The 13762-nt window shown below is 64.8% G+C and carries 14 protein-coding genes and 2 pseudogenes; 10 read left to right on the forward strand and 6 right to left on the reverse strand.

The features are described from left to right. Window positions 1-66: 66 nt before the first annotated feature. Window positions 67-1125: an IS630 family transposase gene (locus ACWPXE_RS22120; protein ID WP_454018128.1), complete on the forward strand. Its 1059-nt coding sequence runs from the start codon at window positions 67-69 to the stop codon at window positions 1123-1125. A gap of 73 nt (window positions 1126-1198) precedes the next feature. On the opposite strand, the pseudogene ACWPXE_RS22125 reads toward ACWPXE_RS22120, so the two are convergent. Beyond that, window positions 1199-1462, reverse strand: a pseudogene (locus ACWPXE_RS22125) (transposase); the annotation flags it as partial. A 20-nt stretch (window positions 1463-1482) separates the two neighbouring features. Here ACWPXE_RS22125 and ACWPXE_RS22130 point away from each other — a divergent pair. After that, window positions 1483-1632 (forward strand): annotated as a pseudogene (locus ACWPXE_RS22130) (IS6 family transposase); the annotation flags it as partial. Between the two features lie 48 nt (window positions 1633-1680). Here ACWPXE_RS22130 and ACWPXE_RS22135 read toward each other — a convergent pair. Both ACWPXE_RS22135 and ACWPXE_RS22140 read right to left on the reverse strand, forming a co-directional pair. Next, complete coding sequence (locus tag ACWPXE_RS22135; RefSeq protein WP_454019516.1) at window positions 1681-2394, reverse strand: LrgB family protein; 714 nt, start codon at window positions 2392-2394, stop codon at window positions 1681-1683. Then, window positions 2381-2758: a CidA/LrgA family protein gene (locus ACWPXE_RS22140; RefSeq protein WP_454019517.1), complete on the reverse strand. Its 378-nt coding sequence runs from the start codon at window positions 2756-2758 to the stop codon at window positions 2381-2383. Before ACWPXE_RS22140 ends, ACWPXE_RS22135 begins: the two co-directional genes overlap by 14 nt. 693 nt (window positions 2759-3451) lie before the next feature. Between ACWPXE_RS22140 and hemA the strand changes: the two genes are divergently transcribed. The 6 genes from hemA (at window position 3452) to ACWPXE_RS22170 (ending at window position 8533) form a co-directional block, all read left to right on the forward strand. Then, window positions 3452-4675, forward strand: coding sequence for a 5-aminolevulinate synthase (gene hemA, locus ACWPXE_RS22145; RefSeq protein ID WP_454019518.1), 1224 nt, complete (start codon window positions 3452-3454; stop codon window positions 4673-4675). 103 nt (window positions 4676-4778) lie between these two features. After that, the gene (locus ACWPXE_RS22150) at window positions 4779-5165 is read left to right on the forward strand and encodes a DUF983 domain-containing protein (protein WP_454019519.1); all 387 of its coding nucleotides are present in this window, start codon (window positions 4779-4781) and stop codon (window positions 5163-5165) included. A gap of 97 nt (window positions 5166-5262) precedes the next feature. Further along, the gene (locus ACWPXE_RS22155) at window positions 5263-5421 is read left to right on the forward strand and encodes a sugar tyrosine-protein kinase (RefSeq protein ID WP_237907140.1); all 159 of its coding nucleotides are present in this window, start codon (window positions 5263-5265) and stop codon (window positions 5419-5421) included. A 189-nt stretch (window positions 5422-5610) separates the two neighbouring features. Then, window positions 5611-7059 (forward strand): aminotransferase-like domain-containing protein, encoded by a 1449-nt coding sequence (locus ACWPXE_RS22160; protein WP_454019520.1) that lies wholly within the window; start codon window positions 5611-5613, stop codon window positions 7057-7059. Between the two features lie 84 nt (window positions 7060-7143). Next, a complete protein-coding gene (locus tag ACWPXE_RS22165) occupies window positions 7144-7794 on the forward strand; it encodes a 2-dehydro-3-deoxy-6-phosphogalactonate aldolase (protein ID WP_454019521.1) in 651 nt (216 codons plus the stop codon). A 274-nt stretch (window positions 7795-8068) separates the two neighbouring features. Then, window positions 8069-8533, forward strand: a complete 465-nt coding sequence (locus tag ACWPXE_RS22170; RefSeq protein WP_454019522.1) for a DUF983 domain-containing protein — start codon at window positions 8069-8071, stop codon at window positions 8531-8533. A gap of 97 nt (window positions 8534-8630) precedes the next feature. Here ACWPXE_RS22170 and ACWPXE_RS22175 read toward each other — a convergent pair whose 3' ends face one another. Beyond that, complete coding sequence (locus ACWPXE_RS22175) at window positions 8631-9200, reverse strand: hypothetical protein (protein ID WP_454019523.1); 570 nt, start codon at window positions 9198-9200, stop codon at window positions 8631-8633. Window positions 9201-9508: 308 nt separating this feature from the next. On the opposite strand from ACWPXE_RS22175, the gene ACWPXE_RS22180 reads away from it, so the two are divergent. Further along, window positions 9509-9655: a DUF4167 domain-containing protein gene (locus ACWPXE_RS22180; RefSeq protein WP_454019524.1), complete on the forward strand. Its 147-nt coding sequence runs from the start codon at window positions 9509-9511 to the stop codon at window positions 9653-9655. Window positions 9656-9836: 181 nt separating this feature from the next. Here the strand turns inward: ACWPXE_RS22180 and metB are convergent, their stop codons facing one another. Then, a complete protein-coding gene (gene metB, locus ACWPXE_RS22185; protein ID WP_454019525.1) occupies window positions 9837-11063 on the reverse strand; it encodes a cystathionine gamma-synthase in 1227 nt (408 codons plus the stop codon). A gap of 25 nt (window positions 11064-11088) precedes the next feature. Then, window positions 11089-12498 carry a cytochrome-c oxidase, cbb3-type subunit I gene (ccoN, locus tag ACWPXE_RS22190; RefSeq protein ID WP_454020048.1) on the reverse strand — a complete coding sequence of 470 codons (1410 nt, stop codon included), beginning with the start codon at window positions 12496-12498 and terminating at the stop codon, window positions 11089-11091. Between the two features lie 365 nt (window positions 12499-12863). Here ccoN and ACWPXE_RS22195 point away from each other — a divergent pair, with 365 nt between their 5' ends. Beyond that, entirely contained in the window at window positions 12864-13745 is an 882-nt protein-coding gene (locus ACWPXE_RS22195) for a LysR family transcriptional regulator (protein WP_454019526.1), read from the forward strand. The last annotated feature ends 17 nt before the right edge of the window (window positions 13746-13762 follow it).

A 13762-nucleotide genomic window follows, 5' to 3' on the forward strand; every position in this document is an offset into this window, starting at 1 on the left:
CGGCCGTCTCATACCGACGGCGTGTGAAGGCTTCCTTTGAGGCGAGCCCGATCCACCTGATTTGGCATGGGCAGCAAGGTTCACCTGGTTCATCACCTTGACGCCGATGAGTTGCATCGGCTGTACAAGGCCGCGACGGATGCGACGGAGCGGACGCATCTGCAAATCATCTGGCTGCTGACCAGTGGGCGCTCGGCCCAGTTCGTGGCCGAGGTGACGGGGTACACGCCGCGCTGGGTCAGCGTCATCGTGGGACGCTATAACGAGGCCGGGGTTGCGGGGCTGGGTGACCAGCGCCAGTTCAACCCCGGCGCCAGACCGCTGCTCGACGAAAACCAGCGACAAAGCCTGAGGACTAGCCTGGCCGATCCGCCGCCCGGCCGCGGTTTGTGGACGGGCCACTCGGTCGCCCAGTGGATCGCCGGCATGCTTGGCCGGCTCGTCTCACCCCGGCGCGGCACCGATTATCTGGGCCGGCTCGGCTTCACCCGCCAAATACCGCGCCCCCGCCATGCCGAAGCCGATCCCTTGGCCCAGGAGGTCTTCAAGGCCCGGTTCCGCCGCCGTGTGCAGGCCCTCCAGCAGGAAGACCCGGACACACCCTTGGAGGTGTGGGCGATGGATGAGCATCGCGTCGGGCTGAAGCCGGTGCTCCGCCGAGTGTGGGCGCCGCGCGGCCGCCGGCCGGTGGCGCGCGGCCACCAGCGCTTCGAGTGGATGTATCTCGCGGGCTTCGTACGGCCGAGCACCGGACAGGTGATCTGGTTTCTCGTCGATGGCCTCGATGCGCCCATGTTCGGTGCTATCCTGGACGCCTTTGCCCGCGAGGTCGGGGCCGGGCCCACCAAGCAGGTGCTCATCGTCCTCGATGGCGCGGGCTGGCATGTCGCCGGCTCGCTGGACATCCCGGAGGGCATCACGCTGGAGTTCTTACCCCCGTATTCCCCCGAATTGCAGCCCGCCGAGCATCTCTGGCCACTGACCAACGAGACGATCGCCAACACCTACTTCGAGGATCTCGATGCCCTCGATCAAGCACTCGCCGATCGCTGCTGCGGTCTCGCCGATGATCCCGACCGTATCCGCGCCGCCACATGGTTCCACTGGTGGCCGCAATTCGCATGAATTCCAAGCAATGGAAGCCTTCATGCGCCATCGGTATCACAGTCGTCAGCACCCGTCCCAGCGTTTCGGACACCCAGTCGACCAGCTTGCCGGCGTAGCCGCCGTCCGCCCAAATCAGCAGCACCGACGCAAACTGATCGATCAGAACCGAGAGCACCGCCGGGGCGCCGGCGCGATCCTGGATGTTGGCGGCGTGCACCTGCACGACCAGCACCAGACCGAGGACGTCCACGGTGAGATAGCGCTTGCGCCCGCACACCAGCTTGGCCCTTCTCGGCGGCTGGGGTGACACGGTGATGCGCAGCGGGAAGAGCCCGTTCAAGGGGGGACAGTTCACGGCGACAGTTCACGGCGGAGGTGATCCTGTGGGCGGTGCGCTGGTACTTGCAGTTCCCGATCATCTGCCGTGATCTCGAGCGGATGCCGGCCGACCGCGGCGTGGCGGTCGATCACACGACCATCTTCCGCGGGATCCAAGCCTCCGCGCCGGAGCTGAGCAAGCGGCTCTCCTTGCCTGCCGTCAAACTTTGCAACGGGACCCATTACCGGTGCGGATCAGCGGAGAAGCATCAGGATCATCGGCGTCAGCATGGCAGTCGCAATGCCATTCAGAGCCATGGCGAGCCCGGCGAAGACGCCTGCCACAGGGCTCATCTGGAAGGCGCGCCCGACCCCGATGCCATGCGCCGCCAGCCCCAACGCAAAACCCAGCCCACGGTGATCGGCACCGGGAAGGCGACGGTGAAGCGAGCCAAGGAGCGCGGTTCCGACAACGCCGGTCGCCATGACGAACACCATGGTCAGAGACGGCAAGCCCCCCGCCTGTTGGGAGACCTCCATGGCAATCGGCATGGTGGCCGACTTCGGTGCCAACGACAGGAGCATGGTATTACCGAGCCCAAACAGTCGGGCCAAGCAAATGACGGACAACACTGCGACGAGGCAGCCGACGAGCAGTGAAGCGCTGAGCGGAAGCCATGTGCGGACGATGAGCCGCCGCTGTTCGTAGAGCGGAATGGCCAATGCCACGGTTGCCGGGCCAAGAAGGAAGCGCAAAGGAACCGTTCCCTGCGTGTAGGCTTCCACGGGGATTCCAGTGACCAGAAGAAGGGCGACGAGCATTGCCGCCGCCACCGCGACCGGCTGGGTCAGCGGATGCCCTCCACAACGCCTGTGGAACTCCTGGGCCAGCAGAAAGGCAACGACGGTGGCGGTAAGCCATGGCAGTGGTGAAGTGAGCAGAGCGTCCCAAACCTCAGGGTGCTTCATGGTCCGCCTCGTGGCGTTGCGACACCAAACGGGCCACGGCGCTGAAGCTCCAAACCGTGGCAGCGACCGTGATCACAGTGCTGATCACCAGGGTGACGAGCAGCGCTCCCCACTGATCCCTCAGGTGCTGCGCATCGGACATGATGCCGACACCCGCCGGAACGAACATCACCGGCAGGTAACGGAGCAGCACCTCTGCGATCGTCCCCAAGCCGTGGGGTATGCGTTTCCGAAAAACCAGGAAAGCGAACAACGTGGCGCAGCCGACCACCGCACCAGGAAACGGCACGGCCAACAGCCGGACGAACAGTTCGCCACCCAGCTGGCAACCGAGCAGCAGCGCAAGCGGCCGAAGGGCGCTCATGACGCGACGCCTGACTGCGCAAGCGTTGCCATCACAGGGGAAAAGTCTGGCTGAGTTAACATCCGACTGTCCTTTTGCGGGCTTCCAATTGCCGGGCACCGCGCTTACTGGGCGCCTCTCGGATGGAGAAAAACCGTACAATTTACAAATCATACAGGCAATAGCTTTTTGCGTATGGATCAACGGGCGCCTGCGGAGCAGCTGGTTGGTCGCGCCCAGCCCTTCGAGCGCCAAAATCCATTGTTTATCCTTGCTTTTTCCGCGGAACAACAATCGCATGCAAAACATACAATACACCTGAGACCTTCGCCGACAACCTGGACAAGCTTGCGCGCCGGCAGCAGGCCAGCGCTCAACTCCGGCTTGAATGCTCTGGGCATCCTTCCCTCCGGCTCGCCACGTTGCCGAGGATGGGCTTCACAACACCCTCCTCCGCGTGATTGTCGGTCGGACCGGACCAACCTCCCGCTGGAGGCTTTGGATACCTTCACCCCACCACCCTCCATACAGACAATAATCCGTACAATCTCCTTGCAATCAGGCGCACAATGCCATACAAACAAGATACTTGTCGGCGAGCGGATAGGTGACGCGTCCAAAACTGCCATCAATGGCCGCTGAAACGCCTCGACACCATGGCGAGCCGCACGCCCTGAACCGTCTCCCTTTCCCCTGGCAAGGATATAAACTCCAATGCCACACGAGAGCTTTTTCCGCACCCAGATCGCCAGCCTGAAACAGGATGGCCGCTACCGGGTCTTCGCCAACCTCGAACGGCAAGCGGGGAACTTTCCGAAAGCCACCTTCCGCGACGCCGCCGGGAAGGAGCGGGAGGTCACCGTCTGGTGCTCCAACGACTATCTGGGCATGGGCCAGAACCCGGTCGTCCTGAAGGCGATGCACGACGCCATCGACGGGGTGGGTGCGGGTGCGGGCGGCACGCGCAACATCTCCGGCACCAACATCTACCACGTGCTGCTGGAGCGCGAGCTGGCCGACCTCCACCGGAAGGAGGCGGCTCTGCTGTTCACCTCCGGCTACGTGTCCAACGACGCGACGCTGGGGACGCTGGGCAAGCTGCTGCCCAACTGCGTGATCCTGTCCGACGCGCTGAACCACAATTCGATGATCACCGGCATCCGCAACAGCGGCGCCGAGAAGCACATCTTCCGCCACAACGACCCCAGGCACCTGGACGAGCTGCTCTCGCAGATCGCCCCGGACCGCCCGAAGGTCGTGGCCTTCGAGAGCGTCTATTCCATGGACGGCGACGTCGCCCCGATCCATGACCTGTGCGACGTCGCCGACAAGCACGGCGCCATGACCTATCTGGACGAGGTGCACGCGGTCGGCATGTACGGCCCGCGCGGCGGCGGCGTGGCGGAGCGCGACGGCGCCATGGACCGGCTGACCATCATCGAGGGCACGCTGGGCAAGGCGTTCGGCGTCCAGGGCGGCTACATCACCGGCTCCACCGCGCTGGTCGACTGCATCCGCAGCTTCGCCGCCGGCTTCATCTTCTCAACCTCCCTGTCGCCGGTTCTCGCCGCCGGAGCGCTGGCCAGCATCCGCTACCTGAAGACCAGCCAGAGCGAGCGCGACCGGCACCAGGAGCGCGCGGCGACGCTGAAGCGGCTGATGGCCGAGGCCGGCCTGCCGGTGATGCCGTCGGCCAGCCACATCGTTCCGGTGATGGTCGGCGACGCCCACCGCTGCAAGCGCGCCTCGGACGAGCTGATGGAACGCCACGACATCTACGTCCAGCCGATCAACTACCCGACCGTGCCGCGCGGCGGCGAGCGCCTGCGCTTCACCCCCACCCCGCTGCACAGCGACGCCGAGATGGCGCGCCTCGTCGACGCCCTGCTCGACGTGTGGACATCGCTGAATCTGCAGGTAGGCCAGCGTGCGGCCTGACCGCGCCATCGCGGGGGGTGGGCGTCCGGCGACGCCCCTGCTCACCCCAAACGATGCACAGACGCGCTTGGCGGATCATTGGACGCTGATGAGGAGAACCGCAATGACCGAGCAACACTACCCCGCTCTACCCCCCGTCAAGACGGGCATCTGCGGACGGTGTCCGCGCTGTGGAAAGGGAAGCATTTTCCAAGGTTTCTTGAAACTGGCCCCACGCTGCACCGCGTGTGGTCTGGACCTGTCCTTCGCGGACCCGGCGGACGGCCCGGCATTCTTCGTCATGTCGATCGTCAGCTTTCCGGTGGTGGCGTTCGCGGGATGGCTCGAAATCCAATACGAACCGTCCGTTTGGGTGCATTTCATCACCACCCTGCCGATGCTGCTGGGCGGCTGCTTGGCCCTTTTGCCGCCTTTCAAGGGGTGGATCGTGAGTTCGCAATACGTGCACAAAGCTGCAGAAGGGCGTCTGGCGCAAAGCACGGAAAAGTGATCCGGCACCAGCAAAACTCAGCGACCTCCAGCGGGCAGAGCCACTTTGCGCCTCCGACGCCCAAGGCGATTATCAGGCGCACAACGGAGAAACAGTCATGGAAGATCACCGGGTAACGCTCCGGGCGCTAGTCCTTTTGCTGGTGGGTGTGGTCGGGTACGTCGGCGTCCTGCTCGCAAGCCCGGACGTGGCTGTCTTCATCATCGTGGTCGCGTCATGGATCAACTTGGCGATCCTGGTGCGCTTGACCCGGTAAGAGGCTGACGGCTGCTGCGGATGCCACTTGGTGGCTCGCGTCATCACGGCCCGATCGGCTTGTTCCGCTTGTGTAGACTAGGGTCCCAGGTGCCGCACCGCTTCCGCATGGAGCCCCAAACCGCGTTCCCCTGGGCCGTTGGAAGCCTTCTTGCGTGGACGTCGCTCGACCGTCATAGGGTGCCGTTGGATGTCAGAGCTGTACGCCACACGGCCCATAAGGAAGATCATGCACGCGGAACACAAGGATTGGGCGCCCGAAATCAGGACCAAGGACAAGCCCGTCTACTTGGCCATCGCCGACGCGATCGCGGACGACATTCGCAGCGGCCGCCTTGCGCCCGGCCAGCGGTTGCCACCACAGCGTGCTCTTGCCGAGCATTTGGGCCTTGACTTGACCACCGTCACCCGCGCTTACAAGGAAGCCGGGCACCGCGGTTTGCTCGACGCCCGTGTCGGGCTGGGGACCTTTGTCCGCCCGTCGGCGCCCGTGCCGGCGCGTGCTGAACGCAGCGCCAATGCCTTCGGCGTCTTTGTCGATATGACGATGAACCAGCCGCCGCTGCCGGACTCGCCGGAGTTGTTGGAAAGCGTCCGCCAAGGCATGGCCGAGGCGATCTTGCAGACCGACCCACGGACGGTTTTGCGCTATCCCGATGTGGGAGCGAGCCTAAGGGATCGCGATGCGGGGGTCCGATGGCTTGGCCGGCGTCTGCCGGATCTGTCCGGGGATCGCATCGTCCTCTGCCCCGGCACGCAAAGCGCGCTGCTCTGCCTGTTGACCGCGTTGGCACGCTCCGGTGACACCGTGTGTGCGGAAGCTCTGACCTATCCGGGCTTCAAGGCGCTTGCGCAACAAATCGGCCTACGGGTGGTCGGCGTGGCCATGGACGACCAGGGGCTCGATCCGGAAGCGCTGAAAGCGGCGTTCTCCGCGCATGCCCCAAGGGTCCTGTACTGCACGCCGACGCTGCACAATCCGACCACGGCGACGATGTCCTTGGAGCGGCGGCAGGCGATCGTGGCCGTTGCGCGTGAACACAACGTGCCGATCATCGAGGACGACATCTATGGTGTTCTTCCGGAGATCGGCATGCCGCCCATCGCCGCCCTCGCGCCTGAATTGACCTACCACGTGGCCGGCCTTGCCAAATGCGTCGCCCCCGGGCTGCGCATCACCTACATCGCCGCTCCCGACGCCCGGCAAGCAATGCGGGTGATTGGAGCGCAACGGGCGACGATGCTGGCCACGCCGCCCATCTTGGCGATGATCGCCACCCGGTGGATCAGCGATGGAACCGCCGATCGACTGCTCGGCGCTGTTCGTGCGGAAGCGGTGGCCCGTCAGCACATGGCAAAAGCCACACTTCCGCCAGGAAGCTATGCGGCGCACCCCGAAGGCTTCCATCTGTGGCTCCGCCTGCCCGCGGCGTGGACGCGCGGCGAGTTTGCGACACACCTGCGCACCCGCGGCATCGCGACCGTGGTCAGCGACACCTTTGCCGTTGCCGAGCCGGTTCCAGAAGCGCTGCGCATCTGCTTGGGGGCGCCAGCCGACCGCGCCGACACGCAGCGTGTCCTGGACATCCTTGCGGAAGCGCTCGACCAGAGTCCGGCTCTGGCCGGTGTGGTCATCTGAAGCAGCAACGCAACCGCCGCGTTGAGACTCGCGGATTCAGACCAGTGAAGCCGACGCGGCTTTTTTTTAGGAGTGATGAGGATCATGAAGGACATCGCGCAAGCGTTTGAACAGGCCTTCAAGGCGATGCCGCTGATCGCCGTGCTGCGGGGCATAACGCCTGAGGAAGCGGATCCGGTGTTCGACGCGGTGGTCGAGGCTGGGGTCACGCTCATCGAAATCCCGCTCAACTCACCCGATGCCTTGATCAGCATCGGCAAACTTGCCGCCCGGCGGTTTCCCGGGGTGTGCATCGGAGCGGGCACCGTTTTGACCGCTGCGGACGTAGAGCGTGTAAACGCGGTTGGTGGCGAGATGATCGTCACCCCAAACACCGAGCCCGCGGTAATCGACGCCGCCGTCCGCGCCGACCGCGTCCCGGTGATCGGTTGCCTGACGCCCACGGAAGCGCTGGTCGCTTCGCGCCACGGCGCGCGCGTGCTGAAGATCTTTCCGGCGGCCCGCCTTGGCGCCGCCTACCTCACGGATGTCCGAGCGGTGCTTCCGCTGGGAAGCCGGCTTCTGGCATTCGGCGGCGTCGGGCTCAACGACATGGCCGAGTACCGCGCCGCCGGAGCCGATGGCTTCGGCTTCGGCACCACTCTTTACAAGCCGGGACGTACCGCCCGCGACGTCGGCGCCGTGGCGCGCGACCTCGTTGCTGAATGGAAACGCCTCGACGTCGCGGGCGGGTAACCACCGCACTTATCAACACCGACACCGACACTGCCCGAGCGCAACACCCCTGTCCGTGTCGCGCTCGGCGCCCCGAAGAACCGCCAGGGCCTGCGCGAGACATTGCGGCAAGTGGCCAACCTTCTGGCCGAGGCACCTGTCATGTCTTCCATGGCCGTATGAATTCCAAAGGCATATTGGATGCATTCAAGTTGACACTGTCGGTCTCACCGGAGCATACGATCACACATTGCATGCAGGCATTGCTTGCTATTGCCTCCCGAAGGAACACGCGATGTCATCCGAACAGGAATGGCCGCCTCTTCCCCCTCTCAGCACCGGCCTGCGTGGTCGCTGCCCACGCTGCGGCCAGAGTCATCGGTTCAGCGGCTTCCTGAGGCTGCGCCCGCACTGCGAGGTCTGTGGCTTGGACTACTCCTACGCCGATCCGGCTGACGGCCCCGCCTTCTCCGTCATCTGCTCCGTCTGCATTCCCGCGGTCATCCTGGCGCTCTGGATCGAGGCACAGTTTGAGCCCCCTTACTGGGTGCACCTCGTCACGACCCTGCCGTTCCTGTTGCTGACCTGTGTTCCGCCCTTGCGGCCGTTGACGGGTTGGCTGGTGGCCAGCCAGCACTTCTACAAGGCAGAGGAAGCCCGTTTCGTAACAGCCGCGCCAACCCAGTCGCCTGTGACCCTACCCTCAGACAAAGACTCGCGCTCGACCCGACTGGCGTCAGGTTCCCCTGACGATAGATAGTGTCATAGCTTGGAGATGTTCAAAATGTATGATTGGTTCCCTCTAGTCTTCTTTCCGTTCAAGATTATCGTGTTAGGAACGGGCATGTTCTTCGCCATCAAGTGGCATCACGATCAAGCGAAGAAGGATCAAGCGAAGAAGAATAAAGAAACCAGCGGACCGTAAGCAGCCCCGGCATCGGCCGGCCCTTCGGCTTGCGGAAATGCACCCTGCGGCGGCGGCCCGCCACGATGGCCGCTTCGTTGGCCTTCGAGCGGCAGGCGCCGTCCGCCCACACCCGGCTGTCGAAGGAGTCGGGATCGAGCAGGCCCGGCAGTCGGGCGCCGTCGCGCCGCGCCGCGTCGGTGACGATGAAGCGCCGGATCAGGTGGAACCGGCGGTCGATGGTGATGTGCGACTTGTCGCCGAAGGCCGCGATCGGAAGCCCCTCCACGAGGCGCACTTCGGACCCGTCGAGCGTCGGCCCCGGCTTCGCCTCGACCCGCCCTCGTTTCACCGCCCAGCGCGCCTGCGTGTCCTTTTGGCGCGCCTTGGCCGGCGGCCAGGGGGGGGCTTCACCGTCACGGATCCGGCGCTTCTCCTCCCAGGTCAGCCGCGGCCGGGGCGTTTCCACGATGGAGGCGTCGATGATCTGGCCACCAAGTGCGAAGTAGCCACGCTCCTTCAAGTCCGCGTCGAAGCGGGCGCCCTGGCCGCGGTCCGCTTCCGGCTCTGGAGCGAGACGACTTTCTCGCCGTCAACGCTGGGCGGGGAGAGCGCGAAACTCCTCGGCGCTGGGCTCAACCGCCTCATTCAGGCCGCTTGCTTTCCGGCGCAATTGAGCAAAGTCGAGCTGAGCGCTCTGGTGCCGAGCTGCACCTGGTGCGAGGCACAGGGCCGGCGGTATCGGCCGACCACCGCCTGGGGCAGCCACGGTTCGGAAAAGCAATCCAACGGCAAGCCGTGACGGGAGCCCCGGCGCGAGCGCACCCAAAGGTGAACGGATCCGCCCAGCAGAAGCACGTCCAGTGGCTCGCCCGCGCCGGCGACGCCGAGCGATCCGACGATTCCGTTGAAGCCGAAACCTGCCGTCGGCACGCAGAGCACTGCTTCCGTGTGGCCCACGGCCGCACCGGTCCCTGAGGCTCCGCTGATCCACCGTTGTCAGTATCCTCGGGCCGTCTGGCGTTACGCGGTCCAAATGACTTTCAGGACATCTGTAGCGGTTCAGGCCGCATCGCCTTTCCCCAACCCACCCATAGAGGCCAGGGTTTTCACGGTTTCCGCTATGGCGAAAACGCTGCAACAGAGCCCAACCTTGCGATTACATGGAACTGCGACCAAGCAGCGGAGCGACCGTCCGCAGGGCTTGATCCAAATCTGTGAGCAAGTCACCTTCCCCCTCCAATCCGATGGACAAGCGCAACAGGCTGTCGTCGATGCCCGCCGCTCGCCGCGCCTCGATCCCCATGCTCGCGTGCGTCATCGTCGCCGGATGAGCGACGAGGCTTTCGATGCCGCCAAGTGACTCGGCGAGCGTGAACACCTTCACCGCTTCCACGAAACGGCGTGCGCCGTCCGCTCCACCTTTGATGTTGAAACTCAGCATGGCGCCGAAACCTCGTTGCTGGCGCTCCGCGATGGCGCGGCCGGGGTGAGACGGCAGGCCTGGATAATGCACGGTCTCCACGCACGGATGACGATCGAGAAAACCGGCCACCGCAAAGGCGGTGCGCTGCTGGTGCTCCAGCCGTGGGAACAGCGTTCTCAAGCCACGCAACGTCAGGTACGCGTCGAAGGGCGACCCTGTGAGGCCCATCGCGTTCGCCCAATCCTTGAGGTGGTTCAGATCCTGCGTGTGCGCGGCAATGACAGCTCCCCCCACGACATCGGAATGGCCGTTGAGGTACTTGGTCGTTGAATGGGTGACGAAGTCGGCCCCAAGCGCCAGGGGGCGCTGGAGCGCGGGCGAAAGGAAGGTGTTGTCGACGGCGACTTTGGCTCCCGCCGCCTTGCCCTGTTCGGCCAGCTTGGCGATGTCGGTGATGCGCATCAACGGATTGCTCGGTGTTTCGATCAGGATGAGGGCCGGACGGCGTCGAAGAGCCTCGGCGAAACCTGCCGTCTCGTTCAGATCGACGAACGCCACCTCGAAATGCCCTTTCGCCGCTCGCATCGAAAGCAGGCGATGGGTTCCGCCGTAGCAATCGTGTGGAGCGATCACCAGATCGCCAGGGTCAAGCGTCGCCAGCAGCAGGCTGACGGCAGCCATGCCGGTGGCCGTGACCACCGCACCGGCGCCGCCCTCCAGTTGGGCGAGGGTATCGGCGAGCAGATCGCGCGTCGGGTTGGCCGTTCGCGAGTAATCGTATGGTCCGGGCTTCTCAAAGCCGGGAAACCGGTAGGTGGTCGACAGGTGAATCGGCGGTGTCACCGCGCCGTACTGCGCGTCGCTCCCGATGCCGTTGGCGGCGGCGATCGTCTGCGGGGATTTCCCATTGTCCATGCTCGGCATCCTTTGCTGCGTGCCGTGGTCCGGCTGTTCGGCCACTCCTGGCCTGTCCCGATGGCGCGCGTCAGCGCGCCGCCGCCCGAAGGTTCGCGGCGCGGCTTGTCCGTCCGGGCTCGCTCGCCACATTGCCACGCATGGTGCGCACCAGGTTGTAGACCATCATGAGCGCGCCCGCGAGAAACAGGGCGCCGCCGGCTGCGCGGATGACGTGGAAGGGGTGCGTGGCCGTGACCGTCTCGACGAACGAATATTGGAGAAAGCCGAGGGTGTCGTAGGCGCGCCACATCAGACCCTGCATGATGCCCGACACCCACATGGCGGCGATGTAGAGCAGAATGCCCACGCTCGCCGTCCAGAAATGCAGGCTGACCAGCGCCATGGAGTACAGGCGCTCCCGCCCCCAGAGCCGCGGGACGAGGTGGTAGAGGGAGCCGAACACCATGAAGGCCACCCAGCCGAGCGCGCCGGAATGCACATGGCCGACCGTCCAGTCGGTGTAATGCGACAGGGCGTTCACCGGCTTGATGGCCATCAGCGGACCCTCGAAGGTCGACATGCCGTAGAAGGCCACCGACGTCACGAGGAAGCGCAGGACCGGGTCGGTGCGCAGCTTGTCCCAGGCACCCGACAGGGTCATGATGCCGTTGATCATGCCGCCCCAGGACGGCATCCACAGCATGATCGAGAAGGTCATGCCCAGCGTCTGCGCCCAGTCCGGCAGGGCCGTGTAGTGCAGGTGGTGCGGGCCGGCCCAGATGTAGATGAACACCAGCGACCAGAAGTGCACGATCGACAGGCGGTACGAATAGACCGGCCGCTCCGCCTGTTTCGGCACGAAATAATACATCATGCCGACGACACCGGCGGTCAGGAAGAAGCCGACGATGTTGTGCCCGAACCACCACTGCACCATCGCGTCCTGCACGCCGGACAGCAACGGGTAGCTCTTCGCTCCGGTAAAGGAGACGGGCACGGCCAGATTGTTCAGCGTGTGCACCATGCCGACGACGATGACGAAGGACAGGTAGAACCACAGGGCCACATAAATGTGCCTCTCCCGCCGCTGCAGGATCGTCCGGACCAGGATCGTCGCGTAGAGCAGCCACACACCGAGCAGGAACAGGTCGGTGTACCACTCGAACTCCGCGTACTCCTTGCTCTGGGTGGCGCCCATCACGTAGCCGGACACCGCCAGGAGGACGAATATCTGATAGCACCCGAACAGCAGCTGGTGCAGTTCACGGCTTCCCCATAGGGCGGTTCGGCAGGTCCGTTGCGCCACGAAGAAGGACGAGCCGATCAGCGCGTTCCCGGTGAAGGCATAGACGATCAGAGTGGTGTGGATCGGCCGGACGCGGCCGAAGCTGGTCCATTCCAGCCCGAGGTTGAGCGTCGGAGCGACCAGCAGAAGGGCAACCCACAGGCCCATTGCCAGCCCGGCCACACACCAGAACAGGGATGCCCGGATGAACATCCGCACCGCGGCGTCTCCGGCGTCGTACGAGGCCGCGTCGCCGTCCGTCCGTCCGGCCCCGGGTATGGATAGCGTGGTGCTGATCGCGAGATCGGTCATGCGCAAGACCCTGTCGACGTCGCACGGCGGGAGCGGCCGGACGGCCGACGTCATAGCGGCCCGGTCGGCGATGCCCGGTCGGGGCCGCCCGGCGCAGGGCGCGCGGACTCCAGTCCCGTTCTGGAATGGGAGGATCACAGGCGCCATGCCCGACGGCTCGTAACACGGTTGCACAGAGCCTAGGTCGCGCCTACACATAGCAAAAGCGAATTTATTCGATGGATTGCATCGCATTATCCGATACAATTTCTCGTGGGGGACGTCGCATGGACATGGAAACGGCCCGCACTTTCCTTGAAGCGGCCACGGCTGGAAGCTTCGTCGCGGCGGCGGAGCGGCTGCACGTCACGCAATCGACGGTCAGCACGCGCATCCGGCAATTGGAGGATCAGCTGGGTTGCCAGCTGTTTGTGCGCAACAAGAACGGCGCGATGCTCACTGCGGCCGGGATCCGGTTCCAGCGTCATGCCATCGCCATGCTCCGCCTCTGGGAGCAGGCCCGGCAGGAGGCCGCGCTTCCCATCGGGCATCGCGCCCTGCTGCGCATCGGCAGCGAGGCCGGTCTGTGGAACCGGATGCTGAACCGTTGGATTCCCTGGATGCGGCGGAATGCCGAAGACATCGCCCTGCGGTGCGAGGTCGGGTTGGCGGACGATCTGCTCCAGCGCCTTCGCGACGGGACGCTCGATCTCGCGGTCCTCTATTCGCCGCGCGCCGTGCCGGGCCTCGCGGTGCGCCTGCTGCTGGAAGAGGATTTGGTCCTTGTGAGGGTTCGCCCCGCTCCGAGCGCCGGTGGCGACCACTACGTCCTCATCGACTGGAGCGACGAATTCCAGCGCAGCATCCGTTTGCGAAATCCGGAGCTTCTGTCCACACCCTTGTCGATCGGCGTCGGCACGCTCGGGCTGGACTATGTCAGGCAATGCGGGGGAACCGGGCATTTCCCACGGAGTCTGGTCCAGCCCATGCTCGACCAGGGGGTGGGGGAAGTCGTTCCCGAAGCGCACCCGTTCAGTTTGCCCATCTACGCCGTTCACCCGGCGGAGCCTGATGTCAGCGTTCTCGAAACCGCGTTCGAAGGCCTGCGGGCCATCCTCGGCTCTGACGAGGTGACAGGGAATTCTCAACAAGGCGCCGACGCCCAATAAAATCCCGTCCCGTCCCG

It is taken from the genome of Azospirillum sp. Marseille-Q6669 (assembly GCF_965111635.1).